Here is a 17,006-nt window from a genome sequence, read left to right on the forward strand (position 1 = left end):
GACCCCGACAACATGAGGTTCGTCAGCCCAGAGGAGAACGCCCGGCTGCCCCGTGACGAGCCAGAGGCGTGACTACAACCTCATGACACAACACACCTAGCAGCTTTGCGGGCAAGGTGCTAGAGCGGGTGGGTCCACGTCCGCTGCGGGCCTTGCGGCTCCAGCCGGTAGAGCACCGTCAGCTGGTCCTCTTCCCCTCCGCCGGTGAACTGCGTGACCCACACCCTGATGCTGGTGTAGCCCCGCACGGTCTCGCCGTCGGGTAGTGGCCTGCCATGGACCTGTGCGGCTGTCGGCGCCAAGACCCGCACGTCGTATGCGCTCTCGGGACCATCGTTGTTGAGCTTGATCGCTGCCGTTCCGAGGCGATCGACCCTCCAACGGACGGCATTGGCTTCGGCTTCGGCCCGGGCCTGCTGCTCGGCGCGCTCCGCTACGTCGGCCTGCCGCCCGGCCGCGATCGCGGCATCCTCATTTGCAACGGTCGCTCGACGGGCGTAGTAGAGGGCGACCAACGAGATGATCAAGGCAAGGATGGCGACCAGGAAGGTGGCTGCGTCGATCAGGGCGGGTCCGTCGTCCATGTCTCCTCGTGCAACAGCATCGTGGCGCGGTCTTCGGGTGAGTCAGTCAGCTGGGCTCGTCCACTTCGAAGAGGGTCATGACCTCGTCATCGGGCCCGACCTCGACGCGGAGCACCTTCGGCTGCGGCTTCGGGCCGTACTTCCGGCCGAACAGCTCCTTGAACTCCTCGATCGTGTCGCTCACCTGCATCAGGGTCGTCACGGAAGTGATCTGCCGGTCCAGGTGGACGCTGCCGGTGTCGACGGTGAGGTGCTGGTGGTGCTTCCGTGCTCGCCGGCCCGACGGCAGCGTGGGGTTGACGCGCCGGAGCTCGTCGGCGACGCCCTCGGGCAGGTGGTCGTAGACGTACGTGTTGATGAAGACGCCGACGTACTGCGGGTGCTTCGCCTTGCCCTCGACCCACGTCCAACCGTGGAGCCGGTAGATCTCCTCGAAGAACATGTTCGGGAAGGTCTTCACCCAGGGGCGGAACGCCTCAGCCACGTACTGCTCGAGCAGCCGGCGTAGCTCATCGCGGGCGCGCGCCTCCTGGTACCCGGTCGCCTCGTCGACCAGGGCGATGATGCCCACCTTGGCGAGGCTGCGGATGAGGATTTCCGCGGCGTCCGCGGCGCCTGCCTGGCTGGGAAGGAGGGCGCCGGCCCGTCGAGCGGCCAGGTAGACGTCACACACCTCGGGTAGTGCCTCGGCCCGGTATCCAACGCTCATGAAGCGCTGGCCGGCCATCTTGTATTCGATCGGCGCGAGCTTCTCCAGCAGCTCTGCGCCGATGAACGGCTCGAGGTTGTTGGCGCTGAGGAACGGGGCCCGCTTGTCGTCGTCGGGTCCACCGCGACGACCCATGGACTTCGCTCGCCCGAGCGCCTCCAGCATCGTGCCCTGAGAGAGCACGCGGGTGCCGTCCTCCAGGACGGCGCACTCGATCCGCTTGTCGCCGATCTTGAGCGCTCCCGAATGTGGGGCCCGCCGGGCCTTGCCGACCCAGCGCGCCTCCGCCGCCCGGCGCGCGATCTCGGACCGCTGCTCGGGGGTGAGCCGCCGGGCACGGGCTTTGCCTCCTTCGCTGGCGCCTAGGTGGAAGAGGGCCGCGTTCGTCGCGTCCTCGACATCGGTGCTGTCTGACATCCCGCAGGCCTCTCCATCGCGTGCAGTGCTTACCCGCTAAGCATCATGCCTGCCCGGCAAGCATCACGCAAACGGGTGAACGCGTGCGCGTGGCGCCCGGCGAGCAACTCGACCCGCTCAAAGGCAAAACCCCAGGTCGCGTAGGCGATCAAGCCCCACGTCCGCACGCCCTATCGCCTCATCCGCTGCCGCCCACCAACGGCGTGCGTCCTGTCGTCCCGATCTGAGGAGAACTCTCCATGAGCAAGCGCTACCTGGCCGCCCTGGTGGCCACCTGCCTGATCGGCTTCGCCGGCCTGACCGGCGCCGCAGGCGCAGCCACCCCGCTGCCGCCGCCCGGCGACCTCGCCGGCGCGATCGTCGACGGGCGGGCCTCGCTCTCGTGGTCGCCGGTCGAGAACAGCCGCGACACCGTCATCTACGACGTCAGCAATGGTCAGCCCGGCCGCGTCGTCGGCCGCTCCACCACCGACGAGTGGGTCTCGATCAACCTCCCCGGTCGCCCCTCCTTCTCCTTCCAGGTGGTCGCCCGCGACGTCCGGAAGCAGGAGGGCGTCCGCTCCGACACGATCACGCTCTACCGCGGCGGCCGGCCCACCGAGCCGGAGCCGCCCACCCCGCCGTCGGAGCCGGAGACTCCGCCGCCGCCGGTGGAGCCGACCGAGCCGCCGCCGCCCACGGACCCGGAAGAGCCCCCGACCGAGCCGGAGGAGCCGCCCACGGATCCCGAGGAGCCCCCGACCGACCCGACGACGCCCCCGGCGGCGGTCCGCGACGAGCCGGTCGACCTGGGGGCGGCCGTGTCCCTGGCCCGCCTGCAGGACCCGGTCTACCGCGAGACCGTCGTCCGGTACTTCGACAGCATCACCGCCGAGAACGAGATGAAGGCGCGGGCGCTCCAGCCCCAGCGTGGCGTGTTCAGCTTCTCCAGCGCCGACCAGCTGGTGGCCTTCGCCCGGGAGAACGGCAAGGAGGTCCGCGGCCACACCCTGTTCTGGCACGGCGCCAACCCGTCGTGGATCAGCAACGGCAGCTTCTCGCAGGCCGAGTGGGCGCAGCTCATCCGCGACCACGCCAGCAACGTCGTCGGCCACTTCGCCGGTGACATCACCTCGTGGGACGTCCTCAACGAGATCGTCGCGGAGGACGGCTCGGGCCTGCGCACCGACAACCCGTGGGTGAACGGCTTCGGCGGCGACCCGCTGGACGCCATCGCGCTCATGTTCCAGGCGGCCCACGAGGCAGACCCGGCCGCGCGCCTGTGCATCAACGACTTCTCGGTGGAGTTCAACCGGCCGAAGACGGAGGCCTACTACCGCCTGGTGCGCGACCTGCTCGCTCGCGGAGTGCCCATCGACTGCGTGGGCTTCCAGTCGCACCTCATCACCGAGTCCGAGGGCCCCGGCGTCAGCGACCCCGGCGGCTGGTCCCCGACCCTCGGCGAGCTCACCGGCGTCCTGCAGCGCTTCGCCGACCTCGGCGTCACGGTGCAGCTCACCGAGGCCGACCTGAAGACCAGCCCCACGCCGGGCACCACGGAGCAGAAGCTGGCCGCGCACGCCGACATGGCGCGCGTGCTCGCCGGTGCCTGCCAGGCGGTGCAGGCGTGCACCGAGCTGACCTGGTGGGGCGTCAACGACAGCCAGTCATGGCTGGGCTCGGGCGAGATGACGTTGCTGTTCTCGGACACCGTCACCGACGACGCCTTCACGCCCAAGCCCGCCTACTGGGCCACGCGGGACATCCTCGGTGGCGGCCCGGGCGGCTCGCCGCCCGTGGAGGCCCCGGCCAGCTGACACCGCCCCGGCACCCACCTGTGGAGAACCCCTCCAGCGTCAGGGCCGGGGTGGGGCGCTTCCGTGCGTTCGGCCCCAGCGGCGCGCGCCCGCGTCACAGTTCGCGTAGCTCACGCTCGGAGCCCGGCGCCGGAGCTGGCTGGCCGTCGGGGTGGGTCGGGCCTACCGTCGCAGCCATGGGCTACCAGGTGCGGAAGAACGCGGATGATTCGATCACGATGAGCCACGAGACGCAGACGTTCAACGAGGCCAAGGGCCACATGGACATCGACGTTCACGGTGAGATCACGATGTCCGCACCTGAGTGGGCGCAAGCCGCCGAGGCCATCCTCGACATCGCGCGAGGCTCTGGAGTGGCTGCGTCCTCCGCCTGAACCGATACGCCGGCCGCAACGCCAGCGAGAAGAGCCCCACCCCGCGATCAGCGGGGTGGGGCTCTTCTTCGTCGTCGGCGGGTCAGCTTGCCGGCCCGGGGATCACGGGTACGTGAACACCTCGGCCGGGTCGGAGCCGACGAGCTGCCGCAGGTCCAGGTAGCTGCGGCCGGGGAGGACCTCGATCTGCGCCTGCGGGAACGCCGGCTGCCGGGTGGTGAGCACGTTGAAGCCGGTCAGCCGGAGGTCCTCGATGCGGGTCACGTCCCCGTCCTCTCGGCGGGCGAGCTGGTCGACGCGGGCGGCGACGGCGTAGGTCCCCGGCGGGAGGCCGCGCAGCGCGCCGGTGACGGTCCAGCCTTCGTCGTCGCGGCTGACGCTGCGCGCGAGACCGATGACGTTGTCCTGCTCGTCGAACACGGGCAGAGGATGGCGGGCGACGTCGACCGCCTGGTCTTCGATCAGCTGGCCGGTGTCGGAGACGACGCCGATCGGGAGGAGGAGCCCGGTGAACCGGTGTCCCTGCTGGTCATCGCGTGCGGCGACGGCGGACCGGGGGATCACCCAGGTGTCGCCTACCTTGACGGCCTGCAGCTTGCCGCCGGTGACGAGCTGGAGCGCACGCTGCCGGGAGACGCCGAGCGCCTCGCCGGCCTGCGTGACCGACAGCAGCTCCGGGAGCGGCGTCGTGTCGAGGCGGCGGTAGAACTCGTCGGTGGGCAGCACCTCGATGCCGAACGGCTGGTGACCGGTGGCGATCGCGATGGCCAGGGCGGTGGGCGCGGCGGTGCGCAGGTCGGCTGCCTGCAGGGTGACCACGACCCGTACACGCCCGCTGGGCGAGCGGGTGATCATGCCGCCGTGCACCTCGAGGTCGCGGTCGAGGGCGGTCACGAGGGCGTCGGCTTCGTCCTCGCGCGCCGGGTAGTGCGTGTCGAGCTCGATGCTCGCGGTGAAGTTCTGTGTGCTGCTCATCAGGGCCTTCCTCATGCTCGGAGTGGGGAGGTCGGCCGCGGCTCCCCTGTGGAGCCGCGGCCGACCTTGGTGCCGGCGTGAGAGAGTTGGGAGGCGGAGCCGGGGGCAATAAGCCTGCCCCCGGCTCCCTCTCTGGTTACTCCAGGTCGAGTTCGACCGGGAACCGGAGCTGGCCGATCCGGAGTCCGTCCCGGTAGACCGTCAAGGTCCCCGTGCTGACGTCGATCCGAACCCACAGGCCCAGCTTGCTCAGGGCCTCGGCTGCCTCCCACATCTCGCGCATCTCGTTCACCTCCCTCCATCTTCGTCGGCATCTCTTGCCGACAAGATGAAGAGTAGCAGCCTACTTGTCATACGACAAGTAGGCGGGTGGGGATAGCGCCCGAAGCGTGCAGCGAGAGGCGAGCACCTCCCGCAGCACCACCGACACGAAGGCGCCCCACCCCCCCGGAAGCTGGGGGGTGGGGCGCCTTCGGCGTTGCTGGCGTCAGTAGCCGAAGCCGCTGGCCGCTTCGTCGGCGGTCGCTGCCACGATGCCGAAGATCAGTCCGGCGATCAGCCCGACGATCGCGAGCGCGGTCAGGATCAGCACCGCGGAGCGCGTGGACCGGACGTACCACTCGGTGCGCTGGGCGGCGAGGGTCTGCGCGGCGAGGTGCTCGGCGACGAAGCGGCGGAAGCTGACTTCGTCGGCGACGTCGGTGTCGCTGGTGGTCAGGCGGGGCTGGTTGGGGAGGGCAGGCATCGACATGCCCCGGACCGTACCGGCTCGAAACGCTTCGCCCTTCGGGTCGCGGGATGCGGCGCACGGGTCCCGATCGATCAGTGGCCGAGACTGTCGGCCTGAGCGTGCTGGCAGGCCGCCTCAAGGTCGTCCATGCACAGCTTCACGCCGGACGCCATGTGCGCGGCGAGGCTGGCGTTGTCGCCCCAGGCGGAAGCGTCGGACAGGTACAGGTACCGGTCCCGCATCGTGGTCAGCAGCTGGCCAACGTCCCACCCGTTCAGCGGGGTGGCGTGCGCCCGGTAGGGCGCCAAGGGGGCCGGCCCTTCGTAGCCTGTCCATGTGTGGGTGCGGGAGCTCATGACGCGGTCCTCTCGGTGGCGGCGCGGGTTCGGGCGGGAGCAGGGTTGGGGAGGGGTAGGGCGTCCATGGCGGCGACCATCCGGGCCGCGGCGTCCGCGGACGGGCGGGCGTAGCCGGCAGTGGTCTTGGGCGAGGCGTGGCCGAGCTGCTCCTGGACCATGCGGAGGTCGCGGGAGAGCTGGTAGGCGACGGAGCCGTACCGGTGGCGCAGCTGGTGCATGGTGGCGTCGATGCCGAGGCTGTGGAGGTGGCGGTTGCCGCCGCTGGAGATGGACCGGGCGTCGATGCGCTGCCCTTCGCGGCCGAGGAAGATGGGGCCGCGGCGCTTGGGTCCGGTGGCCTGGAGGGCGTCGATGACGACCTGGCCGATCTCGACGGTGCGCTCCTTGCAGCCCTTGCCCTTGCGGACGTGGAGGAAGGCGCCGGTGGCTGTCTCGCGGCGGATGTCGGTCCAGTCGAGGCCGGCGATCTCGACGCAGCGCAGGCCGGCGTAGGCGGCCAGCGTGTAGATGGCGCGCAGCTTGGGGCGGGCCGCTGCCAGGGCTCGGGCAAGGTCGGCTTCGTTGATGGGCCGGGGTAGGTGCCGCGGGATCATGGGGATGGTGAGCATGAGCGACGGGTCGGTCTCGACGATGCCGGTGCTCATGGCCCACCGGTAGAAGCTGCGGATGTGGCAGGCGTAGGCCCGGCGGGTCTCGGGTGCGCGGCCGGCGATGCACGCGCGCTCGAAGCGGAGGACGTGGCCGGGCTCGAGGTGTCGCAGGGGGACGCCGGTGAAGGCGTGCAGCCGGTTGAGGACGTCGGCTCGGATCCGCAGGGTGTTGGCGGCCAGTCCGCGGAGGGTGTGGCCCCAGCGGATGTGTTCGATGACGTCGAGGTCGAGTCCAGCGTTCATGTTCGGAGACTCAGGGGACCCGCTTCCGACGCGCCAGCGGGACCAGCCGAACGTATGACCGTCGTCACTGTCGGTGACGTGAACGGGCCGTGCGAGCACCTCGGTCACGCGGCAGCCAGCTCTGCGTGCGAATACCGACTGGTATCACCCCGGTGCGCCTGCGAGGTATCACCGGCCTCCGCGGCGGCCCGAGCGACGACGTCGCCGGAAGTAGGGCGGAACTCCTCACCGGCCAGCCACTCCAGGCTGACGTCGGCCACGGAGGCGATGAGCATGAGGTCTCCGTACCGCGGGTGGTTCCTCATGCCCTCCCAGTTGCTGACCGTCTTGCGGTCGACGCCGAGCGCCTCTGCGAAGGCCTGCTGCGAGATGCCCATGTCCTCACGCGACTTCCTGATGCGCTCGCCGAGCGAGAACACCGGCACCCGGTTGCTGCTCACGTTCCGTGACATGTGGGCAAGTTTGCCCAACTGAGGAGCACCGCCGCAAGTGGGCGACACGCGCAACTTTGCGCAACCACTTGACCACGTCACCCGTTCGGGGCAAGGTTGCTCACATGAGCAACTTGGCCGCGAACGAGGAAGACATCCTCACCACCGCTCAGGTGGCCGAACTTACCGGCTGGTCCGTGACGTCGATCAACCGCTGGGCCGCGGCCGGGGTTCTTCCCGCGACCAAGCTGCCCGGCCGCACGGGGCCCTACCTCTTCACGCGTGGCGCCGTCGCGGAGCGCCTGCGCGGGCGCGCCACCACGGCTAGCGCCTCCTGACCCCCCGTCCGGGCCGCACTCCCCCGCGGCCCGGGCGCGGTGCACCACCCCCCTGAAACGCGCCAGAGCCCTCCCGCAACGCCGGCAAGCAGACGCGGAAGGGCCCCAACAAGGAGGCATCCTCGCATGACCCACCTGTACTCCGCGCCAGGCGCGGACCACTTCGCCACGGCCCGGATCCCGGTGATCGAGGGCGAGCTGGATGTGACGCGGGAGATCCCGCTGATCCGCCTGAAGCCCCCGGTGCCCGCCCCGTCCCGTCCGGCCGCCGTCGTCCCGGAGCGCGGTGTGGCCCGGCGGCTGCTCGACTCCCCGTTCGCCCAGGACCTGCGCCGCTACGGCTGGCTGGTCGGTCTGCTGCTCGCCGGGCTGCTGTGCCTGGTGCTGACCCGCGGCGAGTTCGTCACCTGGGGCGGCCTGGAGCAGCTCCACACGGGTGGTGCTCGATGATGGCCGGCCCGACCGTGGTGCACGACCAGGCGGAGTTCGACGCCGCCGTAGCTGCTGGTGCGGGCTGGATCCGCATCGCTGCACCCCGCGGGGTGTGGGTGGAGGTCGCATCGCCTCGCGGAGTCGACGTCGAGGCGTCCGGATCGGCCAGCGTGAGCGCGTTCGACTCGGCCAGCGTGAGCGCGTTCGGATCGGCCAGCGTGAGCGCGTTCGACTCGGCCAGCGTGAGCGCGTTCGACTCGGCCAGCGTGAGCGCGTCCGGATCGGCCAGCGTGAGCGCGTTCGACTCGGCCAGCGTGAGCGCGTTCGACTCGGCCAGCGTGAGCGCGTTCGACTCGGCCAGCGTGAGCGCGTTCGACTCGGCCAGCGTGAGCGCGTCCGGATCGGCCAGCGTGAGCGCGTTCGACTCGGCCAGCGTGAGCGCGTCCGGATCGGCCAGCGTGAGCGCGTCCGGATCGGCCAGCGTGAGCGCGTCCGGATCGGCCAGCGTGAGCGCGTCCGGATCGGCCAGCGTGAGCGCGTCCGGATCGGCCAGCGTGAGCGCGTTCGACTCGGCCAGCGTGAGCGCGTCCGGATCGGCCAGCGTGAGCGCGTCCGGATCGGCCAGCGTGCGCGCGTTCGACTCGGCCAGCGTGCGCGCGTCCAGCCGCGTGGCGGTCCATTTGCACTCCGGCAAGGCGCAGATCGCTGGCGGCGTCGTCATCGATCACACCGATGTCGACCGCTCCGACGTCGGCACGTGGCTCGACTACAACGGCATCACCGTCAGCGACGGGATCGCCACCTTCTACAAGGCGGTGGACCAGCAGCTCAGAGCTGGCCACGGCTACATCCTCACCACCTACCCGATCGGCGAGACGGTCACCGCGCCTGACTGGGACCCCGTCCAGCGGTGCGGGTATGGCCTCCACGCCACAGGTGACCCCGGCCTCTCCGAGTCTTACTACTTGGGCGATGACCCCCGCTGCCGGTACCTCGAGCTGGCGGTCCCGGTCGAAGGCCTGGTCGTCCTCGACGACAAGGTGAAGTTCCAGTCCTGCACCGTGGTCCGCGAGGTCAAGCTCACCGGGGCACCTCTCGCCGGCGGCGCACAGTGACCCGCCGCCTGGAGGCCGCGGTGCTGGCCTGCTCGCTGTCGCTGGTCGGGCTATCGGTGGTCGCGCTGCGCGCTCTGCGCCGCCCGGCGTCGCGGCTGTCCCGGTTCGTCGACGAGCGGATGCTGCCGCACGGGGTGTCCCGGTGACGCAGGCCGCGGCCGCGCTGGTCTCCGTGATCGGCGTGCTGGTGTACATCGGCCTGGGGCTCGTGGTGGCGATCGCGATCGGGCGCAGCGTCCGGGAGCGGGACCGCCGGGAGACGCCGGCCACCCCGGACGACATCGGCGGCGACGGCGAGGCCGAGCGCGCCCGACTGGACGAGTGGGCGTGACCGGCCAGCGCGGGCGCCCCCGCGACCCGGACGTCACCGTGCGGGCGGTGCGAGCGGCGATCACGGTGCTCGCCGAACGGGGGATGCGCGGCTTCACCGCCGACGAGGTCGCCGCGGTCGCGGCGGTCGGGAAGGCCAGCATCTACCGCCGCTGGTCGTCGCTGGACGAACTGCTCGTCGACGTCGTCGTCGACCTCGGTGTGCGCGAGGTGCCGTGGGGCCCGCTGCCGGGCTCCGCCCGCGGGGACATGGTGGCGCTGCTGACCGCGGCGTGCACGGGTCCGCGGGCGATGGCTGAGGTGGAGCTGCTGCCGGTGATCGGCCGGGACGAGCGGCTGCACCGCGCCTACATGGACGGCCCCGTGCTGCGGCTGGTCGCTGCGGTCGCGGAGCTGACGTCGCGGGCGCACCGGCGCGGTGAGTCGGTCGGATTCCGTGGCCCGGCGGTCGCCGCAGCGGTGGCGGTGCTGCACCGGCGGATGGCCACCCGCGGGCAGCAGGCGCACCCGGAGTGGGTGTCCGACGTCGTGGACACGGTCGCGCTGCCGGCGGTGCCGCGGTGACCGCGCCGGCGCGCGGCAAGCTGGTGGTGGTGCGGGTGCAGGTCGCCCGGAACTGCTTCGTGGCCACGGTGCCGATGCTCCGGGCCGCGGCGGAACTCCTGGCGGAGAACCTGCTGGGCGAGATCGCGCAGGCCGGCGACAGCCCGCGCCTGGTGCCGCTGGACACCGGCGACGTCGGGCCGTGCTGGCTGCGGGCCCGATCGATCCTCACCGTCGAGGTGATCGCCCCCGATGACTTCCTGGGCGACTTCATCGGCCGCGGGGACCCGTCGTGATGGGCACCGCGGTCGAGGTGGCCTTGTGCGTGAAGGGTCCTGCGGGCGTGCCGTGTCCGGGGACGCCGGTCGTCCGGTACGCCGTCGGCACGGTGTGCTCGGCGCACCTGCTCCCGGGCGCCGAGGTGTACGAGTGGCTGGTCGACCCGGCCGCCCTCGCCGCCCGCGGCGGCCAGGTGGATGACGCGCTGCGGCTGCTCGCGGTCGACGCCGCAGCCGACCGGCTCCCGGCACCATCCCGGCCGGGCGCTGCGGCGCACGCCGGCGCAGCTGCCGGTGAGGCGGGCGCGGCCCGGCTGGTCGCCTACCGCGCGGGCACCATCCGCGGCCACGTCCTCGCCCACCTGATCGAGGTCGGCCCCCGCGGCACGACCGCGATCGAGGCCTGGGACTGGTACCGGGCCACCCACTCCCCCACCACCGAGCGGTATTCCGTCGCGCCCCGGCTCTCCGAGCTGGTCGCCGACGGCTGGGCCGTGAAGACCGGCGGCACCCGCAACGTGCGGGGCGCCGGCTATCCCCCGGAAGAGGTCTACGTGCTGTCCGCACGCGGCCGCCGGGAGAAGGGACTCACCTGGTGAGCCGAGACATCCGCCGCGTGCCCGTCGACTTCGACTGGCCGCTGAACAAGGTGTGGGACGGCTTCCTCCTGCCCGACGAGCTCAGGCTGCCGCCCTGCCCGGCCTGTGAGGGCATGGGCTGGTCGCCAGAGGCGAAGCTGCTGCAGAACCGCTGGTACGGCAAGGCACCCTTCCGCCCCGAGGACCGGGGCTCGGAGCCGCTGACCGTCGAGACCCCCGGCGTGCGTGCCTTCGCCGAGCGCAACGTCGCCCATGCGACGTGGTTCTACGGCGAGGGCGAGGCCGCGATCGTCCGTGAGGCACACCGCCTGTCGAGCATGTGGAACCAGCAGTGGTGCCACCACCTCAACCAGGCCGACGTGGACGCCCTCGTGGCCGCCGGACGGCTCATGGACTTCACGCACACGTGGAGCCGGGAAGACGGCTGGCAGCCGAAGGACCCGCCTCACGTGCCGACGGCCGCCGAGGTCAACGCATGGTCCCTGTCGGGCCTGGGCCACGACTCGATCAACCAGTCCGTCGTCGTCCACGCCGAGCTGGAACGGCAGGGTCTCTCCGACCTCTGCCCCAACTGCAACGGCGCCGGCGAGGTCGGCACCGACGAGCAGCGCGCCACCTACGAGGCGTGGGAGCCCACTGCCCCGCCGACCGGCGAGGGCTGGCAGCTGTGGGAGTCGGTCTCCGAGGGGTCGCCCATCAGCCCCGTCTTCGGTGACCGTGAGGCGCTCATCGGCTGGCTGACCACCGACTACAGCTGGGGTGCCCAGCGCACGCCGCTCACCCGCGAGCAGGCCGAGGCCTTCGTCGGTCTCGGGCACAGCATCGGCTCCGGCGTCATCGCCTCGGACGGGCGGCACTTCTCCGGCGAGGCCGCCGTCGCCGAGCTGCGCGGCGGCACCCCATGACCCCGGTGGTGACCCGCGACCAGGCGGACCTGCTGCTGCGCTACGGCGTCGGGCCGGTCGCCTGGATGCTCGTCGACCCGGAAGAGGGGATCCCGCACGCGCGCAGCAGCATGGCCTGCGGCGGCGGGGCGTCGGCGGCGTGGCAGTACGAGACGACGGCACGGGGCATCGTCGGCTCTCGCGCGTTCTCGGTGCCGGTGCGGGAGGACGTCGTCGTCTCGTGGCGGCTGATCCGCCAGGCCGCCGACCATCTGCCCGCGCTGCTGCGCGAGGACCTCCGCGCTGCCCGTGCCCGGACGCAGCGGGAGTGGCTGCGGTACTTCCCCGAGTTCGTGCCGTGGATGCCGGGCGGTCGGGCGCCGTGGGTGGAGCCGCCGCCGTCATGGCACCGGGAGGCGCAGGCCGCCGAGCTGGCCGCCCTGGTCGCCTGCCTGGACTCTCTGACCGGCGAGCGTTCCGACGTCCCTGGCCAGCTCGAGCTGTTCGGCGTGGCAGCGTGAGCGCCGCGCAGCTGGACCTGTTCGCCGACGCTGGCGTCGAGCGTCCGGTGTTCGCCGAGGCGGTGTGCCGTGGCTGCGGCACCACCTGCCGCGTGCCGGTGGAGGGCGGCCCGTCCGCTCCCTGGGGTGAGGCGGTGCAGTTCGGCTACATCGCGGTGAAGGCTCACGAGCGGGAGGGCTGCCCCGGGGACACCCCGATGGCGCGGGCGGCCCGCCGACGGCTGCTCTCCCTCTGGCCGACGCACGAGCACGTCGCGCCCGGAACGGTCCGGTACGCCGACCTCGTCACCTCGACGTGGGACGCCCGGGCGGCGCTGATGCTGGCGCTGGGCCGCGAACTGGTCGAGGGGCACGCGTGACCGCCGACCGGCGCCCGGTGGGGCGCTTCGTGCTGGCCCCGGTGGTGGGCGGCGAGGTCGCCTGGGCCGCTGGTGTGCCGCTGCTGGTGGCGCCGATCCGGCTGGCGGCCCCGGTGCGTGTGGTGCTCGGCCAGCGCGCGGCTGGTGGTCGGTCGTGAGCGTGGACGTGTTCCGGCTGCTGCCGGCGGCGACGCTGCTGCGCGCGGTCCCGGACACCGCGCTGGCGGCGACGCCGGCGGGGTCGACGGTGCATGTGCTGAACCGGCCGGGCGGGAAGCCGTTGTGCGGCCGCACCCCCCGGAAGCTCGCGCCGGTGCTCGCCGACAGCGCGGTGCCGCCGCCGATGCGGGTGTGCACGCTGTGCTGCCGCCGCCTGCCCGCGACGGTGCGGGTGGACCTCGCGGGCGCGGGCCGCCCGGCCCGTGAGGAGCTGGCGGCAGTGCACGAGCACGCGGCCCGCCAGGTCGCGCAGGACTGCGTGGACCGTCTCGCGGAGATACGGTCGGCCGCGATCCTGGACGGCACGGCCGGGCACCCGGTGGAGCTGATGGTCGCCGTGCCGGCGGAGCCCGGGCCGCGGCCGGTGCGCCGGTCGGACCGGGCGCAGCGCCGCACCGGGCACATCGCTGGTGGGCAGCGGATGACGCTGGCGCAGCTGATCAACCGGTTCACCCCGTGCGGCTGGGGCCCCGGCGGCCGGGCGTTCATCACCGACTCCCCGGCGCTGGGCGCCCGAGTCGACGTCGACGGCCCGCGCACCGCCGGGGGTGCGCGGTGAGCGCGGTGGAGCACGCGCAGCCGTGCCGCGGCTGCGGCGCCCCGGTGCTGCACGTCGTGGACGTGGACACCGACGAGCCGATCGTGGTGGACGCCGCGACGGTGGACGGCGGCCGGATCGTGCTGTGGTCGATCAAGGGGAACGCGTTCGCCCGCCGGTACGGGCAGCCCGCCCGCTTGCAGCCGGCGTGGGCCGAGCACCGCTGCCCCGCCCCGAACCTGTCGGTGCCGCCGGCGGCGGCCGTGGACCCGTACGAGGACGCGTCGGCGGCCGCGCAGCAGCACGGCGGGTGGCGGTCATGACCGCGGCCGTGGAGCGCCCGGCGGGGCGGATGGCTGGCCCGGCCCGCCCCGCCGGTGCTCGGCGCGCTGGCCGGGGCACGGGCACGCCGACGGTCGACCCGCGCATCATCCGCGCCGCCCTGGCCTACAGCCGCTCGCACACGCTGCTGGCCACCGGTGCTCGCTTCAAGGTGTCCGGCCGCCAGGTGCAGCGGTGGCGCGCCCGCGCCGCCGCCGCAGCTGCTGCGGGCGGGACGTGGCCCAGCGACGCCGACGTGGCCGCGTGGGTGGAGCGGGCGCCGCAGCGCGAGGCGGACCGGGCGCGGCTGCACCGGTGGACGGTCCGCCGCGCGCAGGCCGGTGGGCCGCTCTTCGTGTCCTCTCTGGGCACGACGCGGCGGATGCGCGCGCTGGCCGCCCTCGGCTGGCGGTACTCCGACCTGGCCGTCGAGCTGAGGGTGGTGGAGAGCCGGGTCGGTCACCTGACGGTGCGGCCGAACCGGGTGGTGCACCGCGACACCGCGGCGGCGGTCGCCACCGTGTACGAGCGCCTGTCGATGACGTTCGGCCCGTCGGAGGTGACGCGGACCCGAGCCGCGGCACGCGGCTGGGCGCCGCCCATGTTCTGGGACGACGACACGATCGACGACCCGGCCGGCCGTCCCCGCCGCAGCGGCCCGACCGACAGCGCCGCGCTGGACGACATCGCGATCGCCAGGGCGATGCGCGGCGAACGCGTGCCGCTGCGCCGCGCCGAGCGCGCCGAGGCGTCCCGGCGCCTGACCGCCGCGGGCCGTTCCGCAGCCGAGATCGCCGAGCTGCTCGACACCAGCGAGCGCGCTGTTCAGCGCCACCGCAGCAGCACACCCGACACCTCGAGGAGAACCGCATGACCACCCCTTCTGGCGGGATTCACTCGCCTGGCGACCCGGACGGGCAGGCGCCCGGCCCCGGCTACTCGACCGGCGTCCCGGAGGCGCTTCCCGAGGGCGAGCTCTTCGTCGTCGGTGGGCCGTTGCTGCTCGCCGAGGACGCCGTGGAGGCGGTCCCGGTCGCCACCTACCAGCTGGAGTCGGCCGGTGAGCAGCTGCTGGTGAAGTGCCGCTTCGCCGGCCGCTGGAACCGCAGCGACGAGCGCGCCACGACGGAGGTCGCGCTGCATCCGGAGCAGGCGATGGAGCTGGTCGACCAGCTGCTCAGCGCGATGTCGGTGTGCGCGCTCCGCGCGAAGCGGGGGCGGCGGCAGTGACCTCGCTGACCCTGTCCACGGAGGACTTCCGGGACGCGCTGCGCTCGGTGGTGGTGCACGCCGCCCCGGACAAGGACACGACTCTGCACCGGATCCGCTGCGACGTCGGCCCGGAGAACCTCACGATCACCGCGACGAACCGGTACACGGCCGCGATGGCGATCGCCTCAATCGAGGACAACCACGACGGCCAGCTGTCCTCGTTCGACCTGTCGCCGACGGACGTGAAGGAGATCCTCACCCTCTTCAAGGGCCGCCGGCCCGGTGAGGAGGACGTCGGAGACACAGTGCGCCTCGAGGTCGACGGCGAGCACTTCACGATCACCGACACCGGCGGCCTGTTCGAGGGCAAGCAGCTGGTGCTCCCGCGGCAGCCGCAGACGGTGGTGTTCCCCGACATCTCCCTCGTGGTGTCCCAGACCCTCACCAAGCGCCGGCAGCGGACGACCAGGCTGGCCGCCAACGGCGTGCTGGTGGCGCTGTTCGCCACGGCGGCCCGGGTGTACGCCCGCTCGCTGACCCTGGAGCCCACGGGCGAGTCGAGCGCGCTGATCGTCGGGTGCGGGGACAGCTTCCTCGGACTGCTGATGCCGATGCGGATCGAGCCGGACTACGCCGCGGAGCTCGACGCCTGGCGGGAGGCGTGGCAGCACCGGCTTCCCGTGCCGGACGACGCTCCGGGCACCACCGTGTGGTCCCTCACCGCGGCGTCGCTCGGTGCCCCGCTCCAGCGGGACGACGACGAGCAGAAGCCCGCTCAGGCGGTCGCCGAGCGCGGCCGCCTGGACCCGGTGCTGCTGCGGCAGGCCGCCGACCTGGTGGTGGAGTCGCAGTTCGGGTCGTCGTCGATGCTGCAGCGGAAGCTGAGGGTCGGGTTCGCGAAGGCCGGCCAGCTGATGGACCAGCTGGAGGCCCTCGGCGTGGTCGGCCCGTCGGAGGGGTCGAAGGCCCGGGACGTGCTGCTGCAGCCCGGCGCGGACATGGACGCGGTGCTGGCCGGTGCGGTGAGCGCCCCGTGATCGCCGCCAGGCAGCTGACCGCGGACGACGTGGCCCGGGACCCGGAGGGCGTGCGCACCTGGCTGGAGGCTCACGCGCTGCGCGCGGAGTGCGTGGCCGCCGACCCTGGCCCGATCGTCCGCGGCGGCCGGGTGCTGGCGACCCTGTACGTCCTGGACGAGCACGGCCGCAAGCAGCTGGACGAGGACGGCAACGTCGCGGTGCTCGACGTGAGCGCGCCCCTCAGGGTCGCGCTGCCCGCCCACCTCGGGACACCGCTGCCCGAGGAGACGCCGCCGCTGACCGACGTCGACCTGGCGATGCTGCGGCTGGCCGGGGAGTTCTGGCCGACAGCGGCAGGGCTGAAGGAGCGGCACATCCGGGAGCGGTTCGGGATGGACCCGACCCGCTTCTACCAGCGGGTGAACGCGATGCTGGACGACGAGGCGGCGCTGGCCGCGGAGCCGCTGCTGGTGGGCCGGCTGCGCCGGATCCGTGAGACCCGCCGCCGCCCGCGCACGTCGTCGGCGGTGCTCTCGTGACCGGCCCGAGGCGGCCGCTGCCGGTGTCCTACGACCGGCGGGCGGCCCGGCCGACTGCGCTCGGTGCCGCCCCCGCGCGGCGGGAGCCGGCCAGCTTCCTGACGGCCGCGGAGGTGGCCGCTGAGATGCGCGTGTCGAAGATGACCGTGTACCGGCTCGCCGAGGAGCTGGGCGCGGTCCGGATCGGCAGGTCGCTGCGGTACCCGGCCGCCGGGGTCGACCAGTACCTCGCCGGCGGCGGCTCATGATGGCCGACCGGGAGCAGCTGATCACCGCGATCGACGAGCTCCACGAGCGCGCCTGGCGCAGCGGCGAGGACGGCGACCAGGCGGACCGGCGGGCCGCTGAGGGCCTCGCGTCGGCTCTGGGCTGGCAGGGCTGGCCGGGCAGCACCCCGGACGGCGGCTGGGTGCGCGCCCGTCTGTCGGAGGCGCTCCGGTGACGCCCTGCCCCCTCACGGCCTGCTGCCGCACCGTCCAGCACCAGCCCCG

31 protein-coding genes are annotated in these 17,006 nt (G+C 72.8%); 22 read left to right on the plus strand and 9 right to left on the minus strand.

The genetic code is table 11. The features are described 5' to 3' along the window. Window positions 1-119 precede the first annotated feature (119 nt). Together BD833_RS20705 and BD833_RS20710 are read right to left on the minus strand one after the other, a co-directional pair. On the minus strand, window positions 120-584 hold the full coding sequence (locus BD833_RS20705; RefSeq protein WP_166535059.1) for a hypothetical protein: 465 nt from the start codon (window positions 582-584) through the stop codon (window positions 120-122). A gap of 46 nt (window positions 585-630) precedes the next feature. Further along, entirely contained in the window at window positions 631-1,710 is a 1,080-nt protein-coding gene (locus BD833_RS20710) for a P63C domain-containing protein (protein ID WP_166535060.1), read from the minus strand. Between the two features lie 239 nt (window positions 1,711-1,949). On the opposite strand from BD833_RS20710, the gene BD833_RS20715 reads away from it, so the two are divergent. Both BD833_RS20715 and BD833_RS20720 read left to right on the plus strand, forming a co-directional pair. After that, window positions 1,950-3,506: an endo-1,4-beta-xylanase gene (locus BD833_RS20715; protein ID WP_166535061.1), complete on the plus strand. Its 1,557-nt coding sequence runs from the start codon at window positions 1,950-1,952 to the stop codon at window positions 3,504-3,506. A 176-nt stretch (window positions 3,507-3,682) separates the two neighbouring features. Next, the gene (locus BD833_RS20720; RefSeq protein WP_166535062.1) at window positions 3,683-3,880 is read left to right on the plus strand and encodes a hypothetical protein; all 198 of its coding nucleotides are present in this window, start codon (window positions 3,683-3,685) and stop codon (window positions 3,878-3,880) included. A gap of 102 nt (window positions 3,881-3,982) precedes the next feature. Here BD833_RS20720 and BD833_RS20725 read toward each other — a convergent pair whose 3' ends face one another. From BD833_RS20725 to BD833_RS20750, 6 genes are all read right to left on the minus strand, one after another. Then, window positions 3,983-4,855: a helix-turn-helix domain-containing protein gene (locus BD833_RS20725; protein WP_166535063.1), complete on the minus strand. Its 873-nt coding sequence runs from the start codon at window positions 4,853-4,855 to the stop codon at window positions 3,983-3,985. A gap of 136 nt (window positions 4,856-4,991) precedes the next feature. After that, window positions 4,992-5,147 (minus strand): hypothetical protein, encoded by a 156-nt coding sequence (locus BD833_RS20730; RefSeq protein ID WP_166535064.1) that lies wholly within the window; start codon window positions 5,145-5,147, stop codon window positions 4,992-4,994. 195 nt (window positions 5,148-5,342) lie between these two features. Further along, entirely contained in the window at window positions 5,343-5,606 is a 264-nt protein-coding gene (locus tag BD833_RS20735) for a hypothetical protein (RefSeq protein WP_166535065.1), read from the minus strand. Window positions 5,607-5,677: 71 nt separating this feature from the next. Beyond that, window positions 5,678-5,941, minus strand: coding sequence for a hypothetical protein (locus BD833_RS20740; RefSeq protein ID WP_166535066.1), 264 nt, complete (start codon window positions 5,939-5,941; stop codon window positions 5,678-5,680). Continuing rightward, window positions 5,938-6,837, minus strand: coding sequence for a tyrosine-type recombinase/integrase (locus tag BD833_RS20745; protein WP_166535067.1), 900 nt, complete (start codon window positions 6,835-6,837; stop codon window positions 5,938-5,940). The genes BD833_RS20740 and BD833_RS20745 overlap by 4 nt, the downstream gene beginning before the upstream one ends. Window positions 6,838-6,941: 104 nt before the next feature. Further along, on the minus strand, window positions 6,942-7,289 hold the full coding sequence (locus BD833_RS20750; protein WP_166535068.1) for a helix-turn-helix domain-containing protein: 348 nt from the start codon (window positions 7,287-7,289) through the stop codon (window positions 6,942-6,944). 104 nt (window positions 7,290-7,393) lie between these two features. Between BD833_RS20750 and BD833_RS20755 the strand changes: the two genes are divergently transcribed. Together BD833_RS20755 and BD833_RS20760 are read left to right on the plus strand one after the other, a co-directional pair. Beyond that, on the plus strand, window positions 7,394-7,606 hold the full coding sequence (locus BD833_RS20755; RefSeq protein ID WP_166535069.1) for a helix-turn-helix domain-containing protein: 213 nt from the start codon (window positions 7,394-7,396) through the stop codon (window positions 7,604-7,606). 126 nt (window positions 7,607-7,732) lie between these two features. Next, on the plus strand, window positions 7,733-8,056 hold the full coding sequence (locus tag BD833_RS20760; RefSeq protein ID WP_166535070.1) for a hypothetical protein: 324 nt from the start codon (window positions 7,733-7,735) through the stop codon (window positions 8,054-8,056). Here the strand turns inward: BD833_RS20760 and BD833_RS22800 are convergent. After that, window positions 8,010-8,732: a hypothetical protein gene (locus tag BD833_RS22800; protein WP_208092799.1), complete on the minus strand. Its 723-nt coding sequence runs from the start codon at window positions 8,730-8,732 to the stop codon at window positions 8,010-8,012. The genes BD833_RS20760 and BD833_RS22800 overlap by 47 nt on opposite strands. Between BD833_RS22800 and BD833_RS22805 the strand changes: the two genes are divergently transcribed. Genes BD833_RS22805 through BD833_RS20850 form a run of 18 tightly spaced genes read left to right on the plus strand, consistent with a single transcriptional unit; the run spans window position 8,689 to window position 16,957 of the window. Beyond that, on the plus strand, window positions 8,689-9,153 hold the full coding sequence (locus BD833_RS22805) for a DUF7666 domain-containing protein (protein ID WP_208092800.1): 465 nt from the start codon (window positions 8,689-8,691) through the stop codon (window positions 9,151-9,153). The genes BD833_RS22800 and BD833_RS22805 overlap by 44 nt on opposite strands. After that, window positions 9,150-9,299 (plus strand): hypothetical protein, encoded by a 150-nt coding sequence (locus BD833_RS20770; protein ID WP_166535071.1) that lies wholly within the window; start codon window positions 9,150-9,152, stop codon window positions 9,297-9,299. Before BD833_RS22805 ends, BD833_RS20770 begins: the two co-directional genes overlap by 4 nt. Beyond that, a complete protein-coding gene (locus BD833_RS20775; protein ID WP_166535072.1) occupies window positions 9,296-9,484 on the plus strand; it encodes a hypothetical protein in 189 nt (62 codons plus the stop codon). The genes BD833_RS20770 and BD833_RS20775 overlap by 4 nt, the downstream gene beginning before the upstream one ends. After that, window positions 9,481-10,047, plus strand: a complete 567-nt coding sequence (locus tag BD833_RS22810; protein WP_208092801.1) for a TetR family transcriptional regulator — start codon at window positions 9,481-9,483, stop codon at window positions 10,045-10,047. The genes BD833_RS20775 and BD833_RS22810 overlap by 4 nt, the downstream gene beginning before the upstream one ends. Continuing rightward, window positions 10,044-10,322 (plus strand): hypothetical protein, encoded by a 279-nt coding sequence (locus BD833_RS20785; protein ID WP_166535073.1) that lies wholly within the window; start codon window positions 10,044-10,046, stop codon window positions 10,320-10,322. Before BD833_RS22810 ends, BD833_RS20785 begins: the two co-directional genes overlap by 4 nt. Before the next feature lie 29 nt (window positions 10,323-10,351). Then, entirely contained in the window at window positions 10,352-10,903 is a 552-nt protein-coding gene (locus BD833_RS20790; protein WP_166535074.1) for a hypothetical protein, read from the plus strand. Beyond that, a complete protein-coding gene (locus BD833_RS20795) occupies window positions 10,900-11,808 on the plus strand; it encodes a hypothetical protein (RefSeq protein ID WP_166535075.1) in 909 nt (302 codons plus the stop codon). Before BD833_RS20790 ends, BD833_RS20795 begins: the two co-directional genes overlap by 4 nt. Continuing rightward, window positions 11,805-12,308: a hypothetical protein gene (locus tag BD833_RS20800; RefSeq protein WP_166535076.1), complete on the plus strand. Its 504-nt coding sequence runs from the start codon at window positions 11,805-11,807 to the stop codon at window positions 12,306-12,308. Before BD833_RS20795 ends, BD833_RS20800 begins: the two co-directional genes overlap by 4 nt. After that, window positions 12,305-12,667: a hypothetical protein gene (locus BD833_RS20805; protein ID WP_166535077.1), complete on the plus strand. Its 363-nt coding sequence runs from the start codon at window positions 12,305-12,307 to the stop codon at window positions 12,665-12,667. The genes BD833_RS20800 and BD833_RS20805 overlap by 4 nt, the downstream gene beginning before the upstream one ends. Beyond that, the gene (locus tag BD833_RS20810) at window positions 12,664-12,825 is read left to right on the plus strand and encodes a hypothetical protein (protein WP_166535078.1); all 162 of its coding nucleotides are present in this window, start codon (window positions 12,664-12,666) and stop codon (window positions 12,823-12,825) included. The genes BD833_RS20805 and BD833_RS20810 overlap by 4 nt, the downstream gene beginning before the upstream one ends. Continuing rightward, window positions 12,822-13,445 (plus strand): hypothetical protein, encoded by a 624-nt coding sequence (locus tag BD833_RS20815; protein ID WP_166535079.1) that lies wholly within the window; start codon window positions 12,822-12,824, stop codon window positions 13,443-13,445. Before BD833_RS20810 ends, BD833_RS20815 begins: the two co-directional genes overlap by 4 nt. Continuing rightward, the gene (locus BD833_RS20820; RefSeq protein WP_166535080.1) at window positions 13,442-13,747 is read left to right on the plus strand and encodes a hypothetical protein; all 306 of its coding nucleotides are present in this window, start codon (window positions 13,442-13,444) and stop codon (window positions 13,745-13,747) included. Before BD833_RS20815 ends, BD833_RS20820 begins: the two co-directional genes overlap by 4 nt. Further along, window positions 13,744-14,619: a hypothetical protein gene (locus BD833_RS20825; protein ID WP_166535081.1), complete on the plus strand. Its 876-nt coding sequence runs from the start codon at window positions 13,744-13,746 to the stop codon at window positions 14,617-14,619. The genes BD833_RS20820 and BD833_RS20825 overlap by 4 nt, the downstream gene beginning before the upstream one ends. Further along, complete coding sequence (locus tag BD833_RS20830) at window positions 14,616-14,975, plus strand: hypothetical protein (RefSeq protein WP_166535082.1); 360 nt, start codon at window positions 14,616-14,618, stop codon at window positions 14,973-14,975. Before BD833_RS20825 ends, BD833_RS20830 begins: the two co-directional genes overlap by 4 nt. Continuing rightward, on the plus strand, window positions 14,972-15,994 hold the full coding sequence (locus tag BD833_RS22815; protein WP_243737860.1) for a DNA translocase FtsK: 1,023 nt from the start codon (window positions 14,972-14,974) through the stop codon (window positions 15,992-15,994). Before BD833_RS20830 ends, BD833_RS22815 begins: the two co-directional genes overlap by 4 nt. Continuing rightward, on the plus strand, window positions 15,991-16,515 hold the full coding sequence (locus BD833_RS22820) for a DUF3263 domain-containing protein (RefSeq protein WP_208092802.1): 525 nt from the start codon (window positions 15,991-15,993) through the stop codon (window positions 16,513-16,515). Before BD833_RS22815 ends, BD833_RS22820 begins: the two co-directional genes overlap by 4 nt. Further along, window positions 16,512-16,763, plus strand: coding sequence for a helix-turn-helix domain-containing protein (locus BD833_RS23560; RefSeq protein WP_243737861.1), 252 nt, complete (start codon window positions 16,512-16,514; stop codon window positions 16,761-16,763). Before BD833_RS22820 ends, BD833_RS23560 begins: the two co-directional genes overlap by 4 nt. Further along, window positions 16,760-16,957 (plus strand): hypothetical protein, encoded by a 198-nt coding sequence (locus tag BD833_RS20850; protein ID WP_166535083.1) that lies wholly within the window; start codon window positions 16,760-16,762, stop codon window positions 16,955-16,957. Before BD833_RS23560 ends, BD833_RS20850 begins: the two co-directional genes overlap by 4 nt. The last annotated feature ends 49 nt before the right edge of the window (window positions 16,958-17,006 follow it).

It is taken from the genome of Blastococcus xanthinilyticus (assembly GCF_008124835.1).
Classification (GTDB): Bacteria; Actinomycetota; Actinomycetes; order Mycobacteriales; family Geodermatophilaceae; genus Blastococcus; species Blastococcus xanthinilyticus.